17 protein-coding genes are annotated in these 15,166 nt (G+C 35.7%); 3 read left to right on the forward strand and 14 right to left on the reverse strand.

Features of this window, described 5'->3' with window-relative positions:
- Positions 1-110: 110 nt before the first annotated feature.
- The 5 genes from H9636_RS07910 to typA all read right to left on the reverse strand — a co-directional run bounded on the left by H9636_RS07910 (position 111) and on the right by typA (position 5,185).
- Positions 111-905: an ABC transporter permease gene (locus tag H9636_RS07910; RefSeq protein WP_191707085.1), complete on the reverse strand. Its 795-nt coding sequence runs from the start codon at positions 903-905 to the stop codon at positions 111-113.
- Positions 892-1,665: an ABC transporter ATP-binding protein gene (locus H9636_RS07915; RefSeq protein WP_191707086.1), complete on the reverse strand. Its 774-nt coding sequence runs from the start codon at positions 1,663-1,665 to the stop codon at positions 892-894. The genes H9636_RS07910 and H9636_RS07915 overlap by 14 nt, the downstream gene beginning before the upstream one ends.
- 1 nt (position 1,666) lies before the next feature.
- Positions 1,667-2,665 carry an ABC transporter substrate-binding protein gene (locus tag H9636_RS07920; protein WP_225230143.1) on the reverse strand — a complete coding sequence of 333 codons (999 nt, stop codon included), beginning with the start codon at positions 2,663-2,665 and terminating at the stop codon, positions 1,667-1,669.
- A gap of 253 nt (positions 2,666-2,918) precedes the next feature.
- Positions 2,919-3,302 (reverse strand): YlaH-like family protein, encoded by a 384-nt coding sequence (locus tag H9636_RS07925; RefSeq protein ID WP_191707088.1) that lies wholly within the window; start codon positions 3,300-3,302, stop codon positions 2,919-2,921.
- Between the two features lie 38 nt (positions 3,303-3,340).
- The gene (gene typA, locus H9636_RS07930) at positions 3,341-5,185 is read right to left on the reverse strand and encodes a translational GTPase TypA (RefSeq protein WP_191707089.1); all 1,845 of its coding nucleotides are present in this window, start codon (positions 5,183-5,185) and stop codon (positions 3,341-3,343) included.
- Positions 5,186-5,330: 145 nt separating this feature from the next.
- Here typA and H9636_RS07935 point away from each other — a divergent pair, with 145 nt between their 5' ends.
- Positions 5,331-5,516: a DUF5325 family protein gene (locus tag H9636_RS07935; protein ID WP_191707090.1), complete on the forward strand. Its 186-nt coding sequence runs from the start codon at positions 5,331-5,333 to the stop codon at positions 5,514-5,516.
- Between the two features lie 84 nt (positions 5,517-5,600).
- Here H9636_RS07935 and H9636_RS07940 read toward each other — a convergent pair whose 3' ends face one another.
- Both H9636_RS07940 and H9636_RS07945 read right to left on the reverse strand, forming a co-directional pair.
- Positions 5,601-6,392: an inositol monophosphatase family protein gene (locus H9636_RS07940; protein ID WP_191707091.1), complete on the reverse strand. Its 792-nt coding sequence runs from the start codon at positions 6,390-6,392 to the stop codon at positions 5,601-5,603.
- 103 nt (positions 6,393-6,495) lie between these two features.
- On the reverse strand, positions 6,496-6,693 hold the full coding sequence (locus tag H9636_RS07945) for a hypothetical protein (RefSeq protein ID WP_191707092.1): 198 nt from the start codon (positions 6,691-6,693) through the stop codon (positions 6,496-6,498).
- Between the two features lie 121 nt (positions 6,694-6,814).
- Between H9636_RS07945 and H9636_RS07950 the strand changes: the two genes are divergently transcribed.
- Positions 6,815-7,441, forward strand: coding sequence for a YktB family protein (locus H9636_RS07950; RefSeq protein WP_191707093.1), 627 nt, complete (start codon positions 6,815-6,817; stop codon positions 7,439-7,441).
- A gap of 328 nt (positions 7,442-7,769) precedes the next feature.
- Here the strand turns inward: H9636_RS07950 and H9636_RS07955 are convergent, their stop codons facing one another.
- Together H9636_RS07955 and H9636_RS07960 are read right to left on the reverse strand one after the other, a co-directional pair.
- The gene (locus tag H9636_RS07955) at positions 7,770-8,039 is read right to left on the reverse strand and encodes a UPF0223 family protein (protein WP_191707094.1); all 270 of its coding nucleotides are present in this window, start codon (positions 8,037-8,039) and stop codon (positions 7,770-7,772) included.
- A gap of 21 nt (positions 8,040-8,060) precedes the next feature.
- A complete protein-coding gene (locus tag H9636_RS07960; protein ID WP_191707095.1) occupies positions 8,061-9,020 on the reverse strand; it encodes an NAD(P)H-dependent flavin oxidoreductase in 960 nt (319 codons plus the stop codon).
- 142 nt (positions 9,021-9,162) lie between these two features.
- Here H9636_RS07960 and H9636_RS07965 point away from each other — a divergent pair, with 142 nt between their 5' ends.
- Complete coding sequence (locus H9636_RS07965) at positions 9,163-10,632, forward strand: aminotransferase class I/II-fold pyridoxal phosphate-dependent enzyme (RefSeq protein ID WP_191707096.1); 1,470 nt, start codon at positions 9,163-9,165, stop codon at positions 10,630-10,632.
- A 63-nt stretch (positions 10,633-10,695) separates the two neighbouring features.
- Here the strand turns inward: H9636_RS07965 and H9636_RS07970 are convergent, their stop codons facing one another.
- From H9636_RS07970 to H9636_RS07990, 5 genes are all read right to left on the reverse strand, one after another.
- Positions 10,696-11,376, reverse strand: a complete 681-nt coding sequence (locus H9636_RS07970) for an LrgB family protein (RefSeq protein ID WP_225230144.1) — start codon at positions 11,374-11,376, stop codon at positions 10,696-10,698.
- Positions 11,348-11,764: a CidA/LrgA family protein gene (locus H9636_RS07975; RefSeq protein ID WP_191707097.1), complete on the reverse strand. Its 417-nt coding sequence runs from the start codon at positions 11,762-11,764 to the stop codon at positions 11,348-11,350. The genes H9636_RS07970 and H9636_RS07975 overlap by 29 nt, the downstream gene beginning before the upstream one ends.
- A 147-nt stretch (positions 11,765-11,911) precedes the next feature.
- The gene (locus H9636_RS07980) at positions 11,912-13,438 is read right to left on the reverse strand and encodes a tripartite tricarboxylate transporter permease (RefSeq protein WP_191707098.1); all 1,527 of its coding nucleotides are present in this window, start codon (positions 13,436-13,438) and stop codon (positions 11,912-11,914) included.
- 15 nt (positions 13,439-13,453) lie between these two features.
- Entirely contained in the window at positions 13,454-13,903 is a 450-nt protein-coding gene (locus H9636_RS07985) for a tripartite tricarboxylate transporter TctB family protein (RefSeq protein ID WP_191707099.1), read from the reverse strand.
- A gap of 67 nt (positions 13,904-13,970) precedes the next feature.
- The gene (locus H9636_RS07990) at positions 13,971-14,990 is read right to left on the reverse strand and encodes a tripartite tricarboxylate transporter substrate binding protein (protein WP_191707100.1); all 1,020 of its coding nucleotides are present in this window, start codon (positions 14,988-14,990) and stop codon (positions 13,971-13,973) included.
- Between the last annotated feature and the right edge of the window lie 176 nt (positions 14,991-15,166).

The raw sequence follows: 15,166 nt of genomic DNA on the forward strand, positions 1-15,166 counted from the left end.
ATACCCGAAAAACGTTCAAAATTACAAAAGGCCTTCAGAATGTGACCATTCTGAAGGCCTTTTGTCGACAATCTGAAAGCATCATTCAAATCATTGAATGATGCTTATTTTTATTCATTTTTAATTAACCGTTTCTCTAATATTTCCACTAACTGATACATAATTGTTGCAAAGATGGCAATAATCAACAGTGACATTAACACGAGGTTAAAGTTAAATACTTGGAAACCATAAATAATTAAGTACCCTAATCCTTTGGATGATACGAGGAATTCTCCGACAATAACCCCTACCCATGATAATCCAACATTCACTTTTAACGTTGAGATAATAGTTGGAAAAGAGGCAGGTAAAATGGCCTCTTTAAACATTTGGAACCGTGAAGCATTGAAGGTTTGCAGTACTTTTAAATAGTTTCCATCAACGTTTTTAAAGGAAGTATAGATCACAATCGTTGAAATGATAACTGAGATAATAGCACCCATTGTAATAATCGAATTCATCCCAGGACCCATTGCAACGATTAAAATAGGACCTAAAGCTACTTTCGGCATCGCATTTAATATAACTAAGTATGGATCTAAAATCTTTGAAAGAAAAGGAGACCACCATAAGATTGCAGCTAAAATTGTTCCAAGTAATGTCCCGATAATAAATCCTAATACCGTTTCAAAGACGGTATACCCTATATGAACAAATATGGTGCCGTCTACTACATTTTCAACTAATAACGAATAGATTTTTGAAGGCGAACTAAAAATTAATTGGTCAATCCATTTTAATCTTGAAGCGATTTCCCAAAGGGAAAAAAACGCAATCAAAATTAATAATTGGTAAAACCGGACCCATCTTTTTTCCTTTATAAGCGACTGTTTAAATTGTTCGTGGAGTTTATGATTGTTCAAGGTTTTCAAGCTCCTTCCAAATCATTTGGAATAGGGGGGAATAACTTGAATGGGACCTTACATCAAAGGGTGTTAATTGTCTTAATTCTTCAGGTACTTCAAAAATTTGATGTAACTTGCCTGGTCTAGGGGAAAATAAGAAAATACGATCACTCATCGCAATCGCCTCCCCTAAATCATGCGTTACAAGTACTGCCGTTTTACCATACTCCTTCAGTTTGTTTGCAACTAAATCTTCCAGTTTCAATTTCGATTGATAATCAAGGGCAGAGAATGGTTCATCTAATAATAAAATTTTCGGGTCAACTGCAAGGGTTCTCGCTAAAGCAACCCTTTGGCGCATTCCACCTGACAATTCTCTCGGATATTTTTCTCCAATTGGAGGTAATCCAACATCATGTAACAAATCAGAAGTAACCTTTGAAAAGTTTTGGTTATCCTCTTTTAAAAGTTTTAAGCCGAGAGTAATGTTTTCTTCAATCGTTTTCCAAGGAAATAAATAATCTTGTTGAAGCATATATCCAATTGATAATTCGGAATTTCCGTAAACCTCTTGATTTTCGATTGTCACTGTCCCAGATGTAGGTTGAAACAATCCAGCAATTATGGAGAGAAGTGTCGTTTTTCCACAACCACTAGGGCCAATAAAAGAGACAAATTCTCCTTTATGAATGGTTAAATTAATATTTTGTAATGCCTCAGTTGCGGCTTCCTTTGAAAAATACGTATGGTGAACGTTGGTGACAGTTAAAAAGTCCATTTTACTCCAAAACCTTCTCTGCAAACGTTGTATCAACTAATTCGTTATAATCCATACGTTTTGGAAGTTCACCAGCTTCTTCCATAATATCTTGTAGATTGTTCCACTCTTCTTCATCTAAAACGGGGTCTTTCGCAAAGGATTCTTGTTCACGGTAGCGTTCAACAACCGTTGCAATTAGCTCTATATCTGTATCTTCAAAAAATGGTTGAATCGCTTCTGCTACTTCTTCAACAGAACTTTCATAAACAAAATCTTGGGCTTTCTTTAACGCTCGAGTAAATTTCTCAATTACTTCTGGATTTTCGTTCATAAAGCTATCCTTTGCCATGAATACTGTATATGGTAAAGGACCAGATTCTGTACCAAAAGAGGCAACGATATGACCTTTGCCCTCTTGTTCAAATACACTAGCAGTCGGTTCAAATAGTTGAACAAAGTCACCTGTACCTGATGCAAAGGCTGTAGATATATTAGCAAAATCTATATTTTGGATTAGCTCTAAATCTTCCTGGGGATCAATGCCATGTTTTTTTAACACATATTCCCCTGCCATTTGCGGCATGCCACCTTTACGTTGTCCAAGGAATGTTGAGTCTTTTAACATATCCCAAGAAAAGTTTTCAATTTTTTCTCTTGCAACTAAAAATGTTCCGTCTGTTTGTGTTAATTGTGCAAAGTTTTTGATTGGATCATTGGCACCTTGAGCAGATACATAAATCGATGTTTCAGAACCAACTAAAGCAATGTCAATCCCATCGGACAAAAGGGCTGTCATCGTTTTATCTCCACCAGCTATTGTAGATAATTCTATTTCTAACCCTTCTTCTTCAAAGAAGCCTTGGGTAATAGCTACGTATTGAGGCGCGTAGAAAATGGAGCGTGTAACTTCACCGACTTTGACCGTTTGAAGATCCTCTTTATCATTACAAGCAGTTAAAACGATTATAGTAAAGCAAGCTAAAATGAATAATAGACTGGACTTCACCCAATTTTTCAATGCTCCGACCTCCCCATTCATACTGTTTATCAAAGGTAGGTTATGCATTCAATTAAAAATGTGTGAATCCCTATAAAATCGTTATTTCATCGGTATATATTAGAAAATGGATACTGTTATTATGCATTTATAGTACATCTCAACCAATGAGGTAAATAAAGTGACTACTAGCATCTCCTTTCCAATCCTTTTTAATAATAACTTGAGCATAAAAAAAGGTAATCCAAAAATTGGATTACCTTTTTTAAAGATATTAAGATGCTGCGCTTTTTTCCCGTTTTTCACGCCATAAGCGGATTTTGTATAGGATTAATATGAAGGCAGCAACAATTAGCCCCTCAATCATAGGCAAGAACAGTGCTAAAAACGTTAAAACAATACATCCTATAAATAAGAATATATATATAATCACATTTTTAATAAGCGATAAATCGTTTTTAGCAAAGCCAAGTTTATAAACAATTGCTGATAAAATAAATACTAATAAAAAGACAACATAACCAGCAACGGCATAGCTTGGTAAATTTTCGTAAAGATAGCGAGTAATACCTGACATGCGTCCGAATACAAACTCATTTTCACTTGCATTCGTAGGTGCAGATGCTTGAATATAATTTAACGTTCCAAACAAGTTCATCTTCTCCAACACCTCTCATCATTTCCCCAAAACAGTTATTATTGTTCTGCGTATTTTTTCTTTTTCGCTTGTTTCTCACGTTCGTTTTTATCTAAAATTTGTTTACGTAAGCGAATCGATTCTGGAGTTACTTCTAAATACTCATCATCATCTAAAAATTCTAAAGCTTCTTCAAGAGTTAAAATACGTGGACGTTTAATAACGTTTGTTTGGTCTTTTGTCGCTGAACGTACATTTGTTTTTTGTTTCGTTTTCGTAATATTAACTGTAATGTCATTATCACGATTATTTTCACCAACGATCATACCTTCGTAAATTTCAGTACCTGGTTCTACGAATAGTGTACCACGGTCTTCTATTTGCATCATACCATAAGTTGTCGCTTTCCCTGTCTCCATTGACACAAGGGCACCTTGGTGACGTCCACCAACACGGCCAGGTACAACAGGTTGGTATGAATCGAACGTATGGTTAATAATACCAAAGCCTTTTGTTAATGACATGAACTCCGTTGTGTATCCAATTAATCCGCGGGCAGGTACCATGAAGATTAAACGAACTTGTCCATTTCCTTCATTGACCATATCTAACATTTCCCCTTTACGGTTACCAAGGGACTCGATAACAGAACCAACACTTTCTTCTGGTACATCAATTTGTACACGCTCGATTGGTTCACATTTTACTCCATCGATTTCGCGAATAATTACTTGTGGTTTAGACACTTGTAATTCATAACCTTCACGACGCATGTTTTCAATTAAAATCGATAAGTGAAGTTCTCCACGCCCAGACACAATCCAAGCATCTGGTGAATCAGTATCTTCTACACGAAGAGATACGTCCGTTTGTAATTGGGAACGAAGACGTTCTTCAATTTTTCTTGACGTAATCCATTTTCCTTCACGACCAGCAAATGGAGAATTATTTACTAAGAAAGTCATTTGTAATGTTGGCTCATCAATACGTAATGGTGTTAATGCTTCTTGATGATCAACTGGACATACCGTTTCACCAACATTAATTTCTTCCATTCCGGATACTGCTACTAAATCTCCAGCGTACGCTTCTTGAATTTCTTCCCGTTTTAAACCGAAGAAACCAAATAATTTTGTTACACGGAAGTTTTTCACTGAACCATCAAGTTTCATTAAAGCCACTTGTTGCCCTACATGAATCGTTCCACGGAATACACGACCAATACCGATACGACCAACGAAGTCATTATAATCTAATAATGCTACTTGGAATTGTAATGGTTCTTCTCGTGTATCAATTGGTGCTGGGATATGTTCAATAATCGATTCAAATAAGCATTGCATCGATTCTTCTTGTTTTGATGGGTCTGGATTTAGGGAAGCCGTACCATTTACACCAGATGCATAAACAACTGGGAATTCTAATTGTTCTTCATCTGCACCTAATTCGATTAATAGATCTAGTACTTCATCTACTACTTCTTCAGGACGGGCTGAATCTTTGTCAACTTTATTAACAACAACGATTGGTGTTAATTTTTGCTCTAATGCTTTTTTCAAAACAAAGCGTGTTTGAGGCATACAACCTTCATATGCATCGACAACAAGTAATACACCATCAACCATTTTTAAAATACGTTCTACTTCTCCACCGAAGTCGGCATGTCCTGGTGTATCTAGGATATTTATACGAGTACCGTTATAGTTTACTGCTGTATTTTTAGCAAGAATCGTAATACCACGTTCACGTTCAAGATCATTCGAGTCCATTGCTCTTTCTTCAACATGTTCATTTGAACGGAAAGTTCCAGATTGTTTTAACAATTGGTCAACTAATGTTGTTTTCCCATGGTCAACGTGTGCGATAATTGCGATATTGCGTAAATCTTCGCGTAACTTTGTCATTATTCCACTCCACATTCTTTTTTCATATGATTAACTGTGTTATTATAGCACAAGAAGAGATACTTGTCTTTTTCATATTTTTACAATTTCGACAAACTTGGATCAATATCGATACTTTTCTATCAAGTAAGGAGGACTATTGTGCATGAATAAAGCAAAAATTGTCATGTTCATCTTTGCAGTTGCGGCAATGTTATCAATGATTTCCGTTGGTTATGCCATTGCAGCCAAAACAGCTATCGGAGCTATTGCGGGATTAGTAGCATTATGTGTCGTAATGATGACAGGATTTAAAATGAAACGAAAATTTAGGGACCAAGGTTTACTTTAATAAATTCGTTTTTCTTATCTTGCCACATCTTATTCGGATAATTCAAAAATCGTAGGTAACAAAAAATTTGCTACCTACGATTTTTTATTTTTCTTCAATATAATCATTTAATATTTGATGATGAATAGAAGGATTTGCAATGATGAATGTATCTTTTGATAAAAGGTTACATTCTTCACCTTTTAAATTCGATGCAATGGCTCCTACTTCTTTCGCAATGACTGTTCCTCCACCAATATCCCACGGTGACAATCTCATCGATATATAAGCATCTAATTTCCCACTAATAACAAAGGCAATTTCCATCGCTGCAGAACCGTAAGAACGTGTACCACGAATCGTATGAACAAGCTCAATCATTTTTTCATGATTAACAACTCTATTCGGCGTAACCCAAGTTGCATTAATGCCAATCACAGCTTCTTCGAGCGGTACCGGTTGGAGTTTGCGTAATGGTGAATCATTGTACCAAGCCCCTTGTCCTTCTATAGCGTAAAAAAGATCTTCTCTCATAACATCAAATATGTATCCGAGTTTTCCTATACCATCAATAAAAAACCCCATAGTAATCATAAAATGACGGTGCTGCTTCACAAAATTCATCGTTCCGTCAATTGGATCGATAATCCATACCGGACCCTCTAGAGATGTTACATTTTCCCCCATTCCCTCTTCACCTAATATTTTATGTTGGGGGAAGGACGCTTTAATTTTCTCTATAAAAAATAATTCTGTTTCACGATCGATATTCGTAACTAAATCGTTAGCTCCTGATTTTGTGTATACCTTTAAATCATAGGAAAAGGCTTCACGTATTCTTTTCCCTGCCTCAAAGATCATTTCTTTCGCAAATTCATCCACTTTATTTATATTCATATAACCCCCACCTTCTTAGTCAACATTTCCCTTTTACCAATTATAACAAAAATCACTTGCTGTCCGATATGGAGCAAGTGATTTTTACTTAATTATAAAATTTTTAAACATATGCGTGGAGACCATCTAATTCGTCTTGAATTTCTTTAAGACGTTTTTTACTCTTTTCCATTTCCTTTTCATCATTCTCTTGCATAGCTGCATACAAGGAGGCAAGCTCGTAATCCAGCTCTAAACGTAAAATTTGTTCATATTGCTTTTCAATATCAACTTTACGTATAATTTTAATCATCTGTTTCATACTAAATCACTTCCCTTTCATTTTTTAAAAATTTTTGTCTCATGAAAGAATGGTTTGTTACAAAATTTTTCCCAAAAAACTGATAAAATAAACATGTAATTCAAATAGGGGGCTATAATTAATGGACAAAATTAAATGGACAAACAAAGACTTCGAAGTTTTCGAAATAGATGGTTTAGAACAACGGATGGAAGCTCTATCTTCTATTGTTCGCCCAAAATTCCAACAATTAGGTGAAATGTTTTCAAGTTACTTTAGCTCTAAAACAGGTGATGAATTTTTCCCACATGTAGCTAAACACGCTAGAAGAACAATCAATCCTCCTAAAGATTCATGGGTTGCGTTTGCTCCTTATAAACGTGGGTATAAATCGCTTCCTCATTTTCAAATTGGACTTTGGAATACACATTTATTCATAATCGTTGCAATTATTTATGAAGCACCACAAAAAGCTGAAATGGCAACACGTTTATTAAACAATATTGACTATTTTGATAATTTGCCGGAGGATTTCATTATATCGGGTGATCATATGTCACAAGACGCAATATCTTTAAAAATAGGTCGTGAAGAACAGCTGGAAAATTTATTAATCCGATTACGAGACGTCAAAAAAGGAGAATTTTTAGTTGGACGCCACATTTCAAGAGAAGAAGCTGTAAATCTTTCATCGGAACAATTTTTACAACTTACTGAAGAAACTTTTGAAGCTCTTTTACCTATTTACAACATTATCATTGGTAAATAATTTACAAAGTGTTCATAGAGGCTGAAGTGAAAGTAACCATTTACTTGAACTTTAGCCTTTCTTTATCTTTACGCTTCTGAATGAACTAAATCCTTTTTTTAAAAGAAATTAAATTTTTAAAATTTCGTTCCCTTATTTAGATGTGTTGTATCATTAATATGCACAAGATGATTACAAACATTACATATTTCTACTAATTTTCTTCTTACAATTTTTAGCCTTTTAAAGAAGTTCTTTTTTAAGAAAACCATGTTTTTTGTAAAATAAAAAAGGATTTAGAATAATATCATTCCAAATCCTTTAATATTCATACATCCATTCTTTTAACTTACATTTTTACGATTGTCCCGTCTTCTTTTTCTTTCGTTTGTTTAACTACTTTATAGCTTACATAACCGCTAACCTCTTCAAACTCACGAAAGACGGTTTTTTCCTCTGCTTGGGATGGTACTATCTCTTTAAATCGACGATATCGAGCAAGCATATCTTCCCTTTTAATCCCTTTTTCATATGCTTGTTCAACTCCTTCAAAAAACTTTATCACATCGATAATTTCTGTTGTTGACCAATCTGATGATATTGGATATGAATATTCCATACAAAAACCCTACCTTTAATTTTAGTGACCCCATTTTACTCTGATTTGTTCAGCTTGTGCAACCATCCGCTCGATTAACTCTTGAACGGACGGTACATCTTTTATCATTCCCGTTACTTGGCCAGCCCATCCAAAACCATTTTGATTGTCCCCATCATAAATAAATTTTTTATTGGCTTCTCCACTTATGAAATCTTTTAATGCCTCATAAGTAGGCGTTTCATTTTCAATTTCTATAATTTTTTCAGTAAATTCATTTTTTAATACTCGGGCAGGAGCACCAATCGACTGTTTAATTATCGTCGTATCTGTTTCTGAACTGTGTAGGAGAGCTTCTATATACTCCTTAGAGGCATGGACACATTCCTTCGTTGCAATAAATCTAGTCCCCATTTCAATCCCTTCAGCACCTAGTGCGTGGGCAGCCATCCAACCACGGCCATCCCCAATACCTCCTGAAGCGATGACAGGTATCGATACGCTATCGACTACTTGAGGAACAAGTACCATCGTTCCGACATCGTCGCGCCCTAAATGACCTCCCCCTTCTTGACCAACAACCATGACTGCATCAGCTCCAAGCTGTTCTGCCTTTATAGCTTGCCTTTTTGCGGCTACTAACACTAATTTTTTGATTGATGTTCCTTCTAGTAAATGGAATATTGGTGCTGGGTTGCCCCCTGTCATTGAAATGACAGGGACATTTTCTTCCACTGCAACTTTCACCATTTCTTCATATCCTTTACCATACATTCCGATGGCAAAATTCACCCCAAAGGGTCGATCCGTCTTTTCCCGAATTTTATAAATCTCTTCTCTTAGTAATTCTGGCGATTTTAAACTCATTGCCGTAATTTGTCCTAATCCTCCAGCATTCGATACAGCCGCTGCCAAATCGGAGTATGCTAAATAAGCTAACCCCCCTTGAATGATAGGATATTTTATTCCTAAAAGGCGTGTTATTCTTGTTTCCCAGTCCATATCGTCATCCCCTTTTTCACATTCTATTAATAATTTCTCTCACATCGGAAAAATTCCTTTAAATTTATGTAGTCATGATGTTGAATAGGTGCTATAATTCTTCTTGTTTTCAAAATTTATATAAAGTGAGGTGGTACCTGCGTTGTCACAATTAGAGACTCCATTGTTCGACGTATTACTCAAACACCGAAATCGACATCCAATACAATTTCATATTCCTGGACATAAAAAAGGTCAAGGAATGGACCCAGCCTTTCGTGAGTTCGTCGGAGACAACGTTTTATCAATTGATTTAATCAATATTGCTCCACTAGATGATTTACATTCACCAAAAGGCGCGATTAAGGAAGCACAAAAATTAGCTGCTGAAGCCTTTGGTGCTGACCATACATTTTTTTCCGTTCAAGGTACTAGTGGCGCTATCATGGCGATGATTTTAACCGTCGTCGGTCCAGGTGATAAAATTTTGGTACCACGGAATGTTCATAAATCAACAATGTCTGCAATTGTTTTAGCTGGGGCCATCCCTATTTTTATCCATCCTGAAGTCGATGAAGAATTCGGTATTGCCCATGGTATTTCAGCAGAATCTGTGGAAAAGGCATTAAAAACTTACCCAGATGCAAAAGCAATGTTAGTGATTAATCCAACTTATTTTGGTTTTGCTGCTGATTTAAAACGAATTGTTGATATTGTCCATGCCCATAACATCCCAGTTATTGTGGATGAAGCGCATGGTGTTCATATAAAATTCCATGATGAATTACCAATATCGGCTATGCAGGCAGGAGCAGATATGGCTGCAACGAGTGTGCATAAACTAGGTGGTTCGATGACACAAAGTTCTGTATTGAACGTTAAAGAAGGACTAGTATCGGTAAACCGTGTACAATCCGTTCTTTCGATGTTAACAACTACTTCCACTTCTTATCCAATACTTGCTTCACTTGACTGTGCTAGACGTCAATTAGCAGTACATGGATACGATTTAATCGATGAAACGATTCGCCTTGCAAAAGATGCAAGAAAACGAATTAATAAAATTCCTCACTTAAAAGTGGCAGGAAGAGAAAAACTACATTCCTCCGCAACATTTGATATGGATCTTACAAAGATTTTAATCAGTGTAAAAGACTTAGGAATTACAGGTCATCAAGCTGAAGAATGGTTACGTCTAAACGCCAATATAGAAGTTGAATTATCTGACCTCTATAATATCCTCTGTTTAGTTACATTAGGGGATACGAAAAAAGAAATTAATTTACTAGTAAATGCACTGCAAAGAATGTCATTAGCATTCGAGTCAGAAGCATCCGTGAAAGAAACAAATGTTAATATTCCGGATATTCCTGCTCTTGCGATGACACCGCGTGACGCCTTTTACTCTAGTACAGAAGTAATGCCATTAGAAGAATCTGTTGGTTATATTTGTGCGGAATTTATCATGGTATATCCTCCTGGGATCCCTATTTTTATTCCTGGGGAAATAATTACTGAAGATAATATCCGATATATTCAAATGAATATTGATGCTGGCTTACCTGTTCAAGGACCAGAAGATCTTTCTTTAAAAACGATTCGCGTTATTAAAGAAAGAAAACCAATCTTTTAATTGAAACTTTTCAAATATAAAGAGGATGTCTTATTCATTTATAAGACATCCTCTTTTTTCACATTAAAAGAAGATAAAGACAAAAATCGGACATACTATCGCACCAATTACTGCACTTAATCCCATCGATAATGAGCCAATCGACAAGTCTTCCTCTCCATATTCTTTTAACTTCGTTATTCCGACACCATGACTTGCACTACCCATAGAAATTCCTCTACTAATAGGAGAATGAACTTTCCCCAATTTATAAATCATCGAACCAAATAATGCGCCTGTAAATCCTGCAATCATAACAAAGACTGCTGTTAATGGTGGAATTCCACCAATTGTTTCACTCACTTGCATCGCAATTGGAGTCGTTAATGATTTTGGTAAGGCAGTTAAAATATATGAATCATCTAATTTAAATAATTTCAAAATAACATATACACTAATTAAACCACTAATCATCGCTATGAAAATACCAGATAGAATTGTATATTTAAACTTCATAATCAATTTTCTTTGATTATATAAAGGATAGGCTAATCCAACGACTGCAGGACCTAATAAATGTTGTATATACTTTCCCCCTTCCATATAGTCAGAAAAGGGTATATGAAATAATAAAAGTGCTGCGATAATGACAATTGTTGTTGTTAAGATCGGCAATAGAAAAGGATAAGGGTATTTTTTATGTAATTGATTGAATAACAAAAATAAAACAACTGTACTAAGGATGAAGATGATTGCTTTCAACAACCCGTTCCTCTCCTTCCTTTTTTTCCTTTAATTTTAATTCCTTTTGTTCGATCTTCTCACTTAATTTACTTGTGAACAAGATAACAAATAAAGTACTAATAAATATCGTTACCATCAATAGGATTCCTTCAAGGGACAACAACTCAGGATAATCGATAATCCCTACAATCGGAGGAATGAAGAATAATGTCATAAAGGCAAGGAGAAAACCTGCCCCTTCACGAATATACTCAACCTTTACCCACTTCATCTGTAAACAAAGCGCGAGTAAAATTAAACCAATAACACTAGCTGGCAAAGGTAACTTTGTTATTTCCACAAAGAAAACCCCTACATAGTAAAAAATATATAAGATAGCAATCTGGGCTATTATACGAATAATTCTCATCTTTCAGCAAAAGGCTACCCTTTTGCCTCCCCCCCTTTCTCAATACAGTTATTGTACGCCTATGAAAAATAGCTGTCTATAATGTTAGAAAATAAAAGAAAGACAAAGCAGATTTTCTACTTTGTCTCGAAAAATGATTCATTATTTTTACTCTTCCTCATTCACAATGACCTTTTTACCTGTAAACTTTAAAATTAATGGCACAATGATCCATGCAGCTGCAATAATTAAAAATACAAGTGATAAAGGACTTGTGACAAAAATGCTCCAATCTCCATTGGAAATTGTTAAAGCTCGTCGCATATTATTTTCAATCATTGGTCCTAATACTAATGCTAAAACGATCGGTGCAACAGGATAATCATTTTTCGACAGTAAATATCCTAAAACACCACAAGCGAGTAATAGATATAAATCAAAAGTTGTGTACTGAACGGCATAAACACCAAAAAAGGAAATCGTAATAATAATTGGTAATAAATATTTTTTAGGTGTTTGAATAATTTTTGCAAACACTCTTACTAAAGGCATATTTAATATTAATAAAACTAAATTGCCTATAAACATACTTGCAATCAATCCCCAAGCGATTTCAGGATGATCATCAAATAATAAAGGACCTGGTTGCACATTGTACATAATGAGTGCCCCCATTAGTATCGCTGTAGTTCCTGAACCTGGGATTCCTAATGTAAGAAGGGGAATCATCGCACCGCCTGAAGCGGCATTATTCGCTGATTCTGGCCCCGCAACACCAGCAATGTTTCCTTTTCCAAAGGAATCGGGATTTTTACTAATCTTCTTCTCAGTCATGTAGGAAAAGAAAGATGCTAACGTAGCACCTGCTCCTGGTAATACCCCAATAAAGAACCCAAGTAAAGAACCACGAGTAATAGGTTTAGCACTATCTTTTAAATCTTGTTTCGTTGGCAAAATGCGATTGATTTTTGCGATAGGTGCATCACCACTGTCCCGCTCCAATATCGTTTTAAATACTTCTCCTAAAGCAAATAACCCTACAGCAATCGTTAAAAATTCCAATCCCCCATATAGTACTGGAATGTCATATGTAAAACGGGCAATACCGGATACTGCATCAATTCCAATTGTACCAAGCATTAAACCAAAAACTGTCATCATTAATGCTTTTGTCATCGATTTTCCAGCAAGACCACTCACAGCACATAAACCTAATAACATAAGTGAGAAATATTCTGCCGGTCCAAACTCTAATGCAAGATTTGATAATGGTTTTGCTAATAATACTAAGCCTAGAAGGGCGATAATCCCTGCAACAAAGGAGCCAATCGCAGCAATCGATAAAGCGGCACCCGCTCGGCCCTTTTGAGCCATTTGATACCCATCTAAAGCCGTCACAACCGATGATGATTCACCAGGTGTATTTAATAAAATGGAAGTTGTGGATCCACCATACATCGCTCCATAGTAAACACCAGCTAATAAAATAATTGAGCTTGCTGCTGCAGCGTCTGTAGGCATTCCAGATGTTAAAGTAGCAGTTACCGGAATTAGCAATGCGACTCCGCTCATCGGACCAATCCCTGGTAGTACACCGACAGCAGTACCAATAACAACCCCAATGAAAGCAAATAATAAATTATGCCATTGAAGTGCTACAGCGAACCCATCAAATAAATATTGAATTGTACTCATTACAACACCTCTTATTTAAAATAACGAAAATTTCGGTAATGCCCCACCGAGCAACTGAACATACATTGCATATACACCTATTGCGAATATTGCTGAAATGATTATCGTTGATATGATTTTTCCTCTCTCCATCACTTGGAAAGTTACGACTAAAAAGATGAATGTTGAGAGCACATAACCGATAATTTCTAGTAAAAAAATATAAAGAATAGCAGAAATAAAGATAATAGCAAACTTCTTTATTTCTAAAGTTGATTTCTCTTTACTTTCTGATTTACTTTTAAATGTTTCATATAATAATCGTAAACTTAAAAGTCCTAATACTATGCCTAAAATTAATGGATATGTCTTTGGTCCAATTGTGGAACCGTAAGCACTCCCAGAAATTTTCAAGCTTTCTGAAATAAATAAAATGCTTATTAATAAAAAAACAATTCCAGCGATTTTATCAAAACTCTTTGTCATCACTGCACCTCATTCATTAAAAAAATGTGCTGTCCTCTAAGAAACTACTTATCGGACAGCTACTAACTTATTTATGCATATCTAGCGCTTTCAATAAATCCCCAATTACTTTTTCTTGTTCCTCTAAAAATGCCGTAAATTCTTCGGCATCACGATATTCGCTTGCCCAACCATTACGTTCTAATTCAGTTTTCCATTCGTCTGTTTCTACCATCTCAGCTAGTTTTTTCGTCCAATATTCATATGCTTCATCGGACATATTTTTTGGTCCAAAAATTCCTCTCCAAATCGTGAACTCTGCATCGATACCTAGTTCTTGGAATGTTGGAACATCCTCTAAAACACCTGTTAGACGTTCAGTTGAACTAACAGCTAATACTTTTACATCACCAGATTTAACATATTCACCAATTGCAGATGCGTCTGTAGCAATCATATCGGCGTTCCCACCTAATAACGCTGCAACCGCTTCTCCACCACCATCATAAGAAACATACTTTACAGTTTTCGGATCGATACCATACTTAAACGCAGGTAATATACCAATTAGGTGATCCATCGATCCCGGCGCTGAACCTCCTGCTAATGTAATCGAAGATGGATCTTCTTTAATCGCATCTAATATTTCCGTTAAACTATTGTACGGAGAGTCCGCTTTTACAACGATCGCTCCATAATCTCTTGTTAATTGAGCAAGCGGTTTTGTATCCTTATAACCGTAAGGACTGTTTCCTTCTGCTTTTAAATTATTTACAAGAATTGGCGGTGATTTTGCCATTAACATATAATCGTTATTTGCCTCTTTTGTAGCAAACTCTGCCATAAATACTGCACCGCCACCACCTGCTCGATTTTCTACAGTGATTGCCTTGTCTACTAAACCTGTTTCAGACATAACCTTTGAAACAGCACGTGCTGTTAAATCCCAGCCTCCACCTGCTCCAGATGGTGCAACCATAACAATGTTACTTTCTGGATAGCTTGATTTTGAATCTCCATCGCCTGAAGTTTTTGAAGTATTGCTACCACATGCTGCTAAAACGAAAGAAAGTGTAAGTACAAAACAAAGCATAAATTGTTTCTTCATAATATCCCCCTTATACATCCCCATTTTTTTATGAATGTCTATCTGTACTTTAATGAAAGCGCATACTTATTACAATAAAAGTAAAATAAAATGATATTTATTCCATAAAGCCTATTTTGTTCATAATGTTCACCGGGATATGACGAAGGGGAAGATTAATATTTTCTAAGATTTAA

The sequence above is a fragment of the Ureibacillus galli genome (assembly GCF_014836845.1).
GTDB lineage: Bacteria > Bacillota > Bacilli > Bacillales_A > Planococcaceae > Ureibacillus > Ureibacillus galli.

What these genes read in the sequence shown, in the direction of transcription:
- H9636_RS07980 (WP_191707098.1), bottom strand. Translation starts at nt 13,438, where the DNA reads ATGAGTACAATTCAATATTTATTTGATGGGTTCGCTGTAGCACTTCAA.
- H9636_RS07935 (WP_191707090.1), top strand. Translation starts at nt 5,331, where the DNA reads ATGAATAAAGCAAAAATTGTCATGTTCATCTTTGCAGTTGCGGCAATG.
- H9636_RS07915 (WP_191707086.1), bottom strand. Translation starts at nt 1,665, where the DNA reads ATGGACTTTTTAACTGTCACCAACGTTCACCATACGTATTTTTCAAAG.
- H9636_RS07950 (WP_191707093.1), top strand. Translation starts at nt 6,815, where the DNA reads ATGGACAAAATTAAATGGACAAACAAAGACTTCGAAGTTTTCGAAATA.
- H9636_RS07960 (WP_191707095.1), bottom strand. Translation starts at nt 9,020, where the DNA reads ATGGACTGGGAAACAAGAATAACACGCCTTTTAGGAATAAAATATCCT.
- H9636_RS07955 (WP_191707094.1), bottom strand. Translation starts at nt 8,039, where the DNA reads ATGGAATATTCATATCCAATATCATCAGATTGGTCAACAACAGAAATT.
- H9636_RS07925 (WP_191707088.1), bottom strand. Translation starts at nt 3,302, where the DNA reads ATGAACTTGTTTGGAACGTTAAATTATATTCAAGCATCTGCACCTACG.
- H9636_RS07940 (WP_191707091.1), bottom strand. Translation starts at nt 6,392, where the DNA reads ATGAATATAAATAAAGTGGATGAATTTGCGAAAGAAATGATCTTTGAG.
- H9636_RS07975 (WP_191707097.1), bottom strand. Translation starts at nt 11,764, where the DNA reads ATGAGAATTATTCGTATAATAGCCCAGATTGCTATCTTATATATTTTT.
- H9636_RS07945 (WP_191707092.1), bottom strand. Translation starts at nt 6,693, where the DNA reads ATGAAACAGATGATTAAAATTATACGTAAAGTTGATATTGAAAAGCAA.
- H9636_RS07985 (WP_191707099.1), bottom strand. Translation starts at nt 13,903, where the DNA reads ATGACAAAGAGTTTTGATAAAATCGCTGGAATTGTTTTTTTATTAATA.
- H9636_RS07990 (WP_191707100.1), bottom strand. Translation starts at nt 14,990, where the DNA reads ATGAAGAAACAATTTATGCTTTGTTTTGTACTTACACTTTCTTTCGTT.
- typA (WP_191707089.1), bottom strand. Translation starts at nt 5,185, where the DNA reads ATGACAAAGTTACGCGAAGATTTACGCAATATCGCAATTATCGCACAC.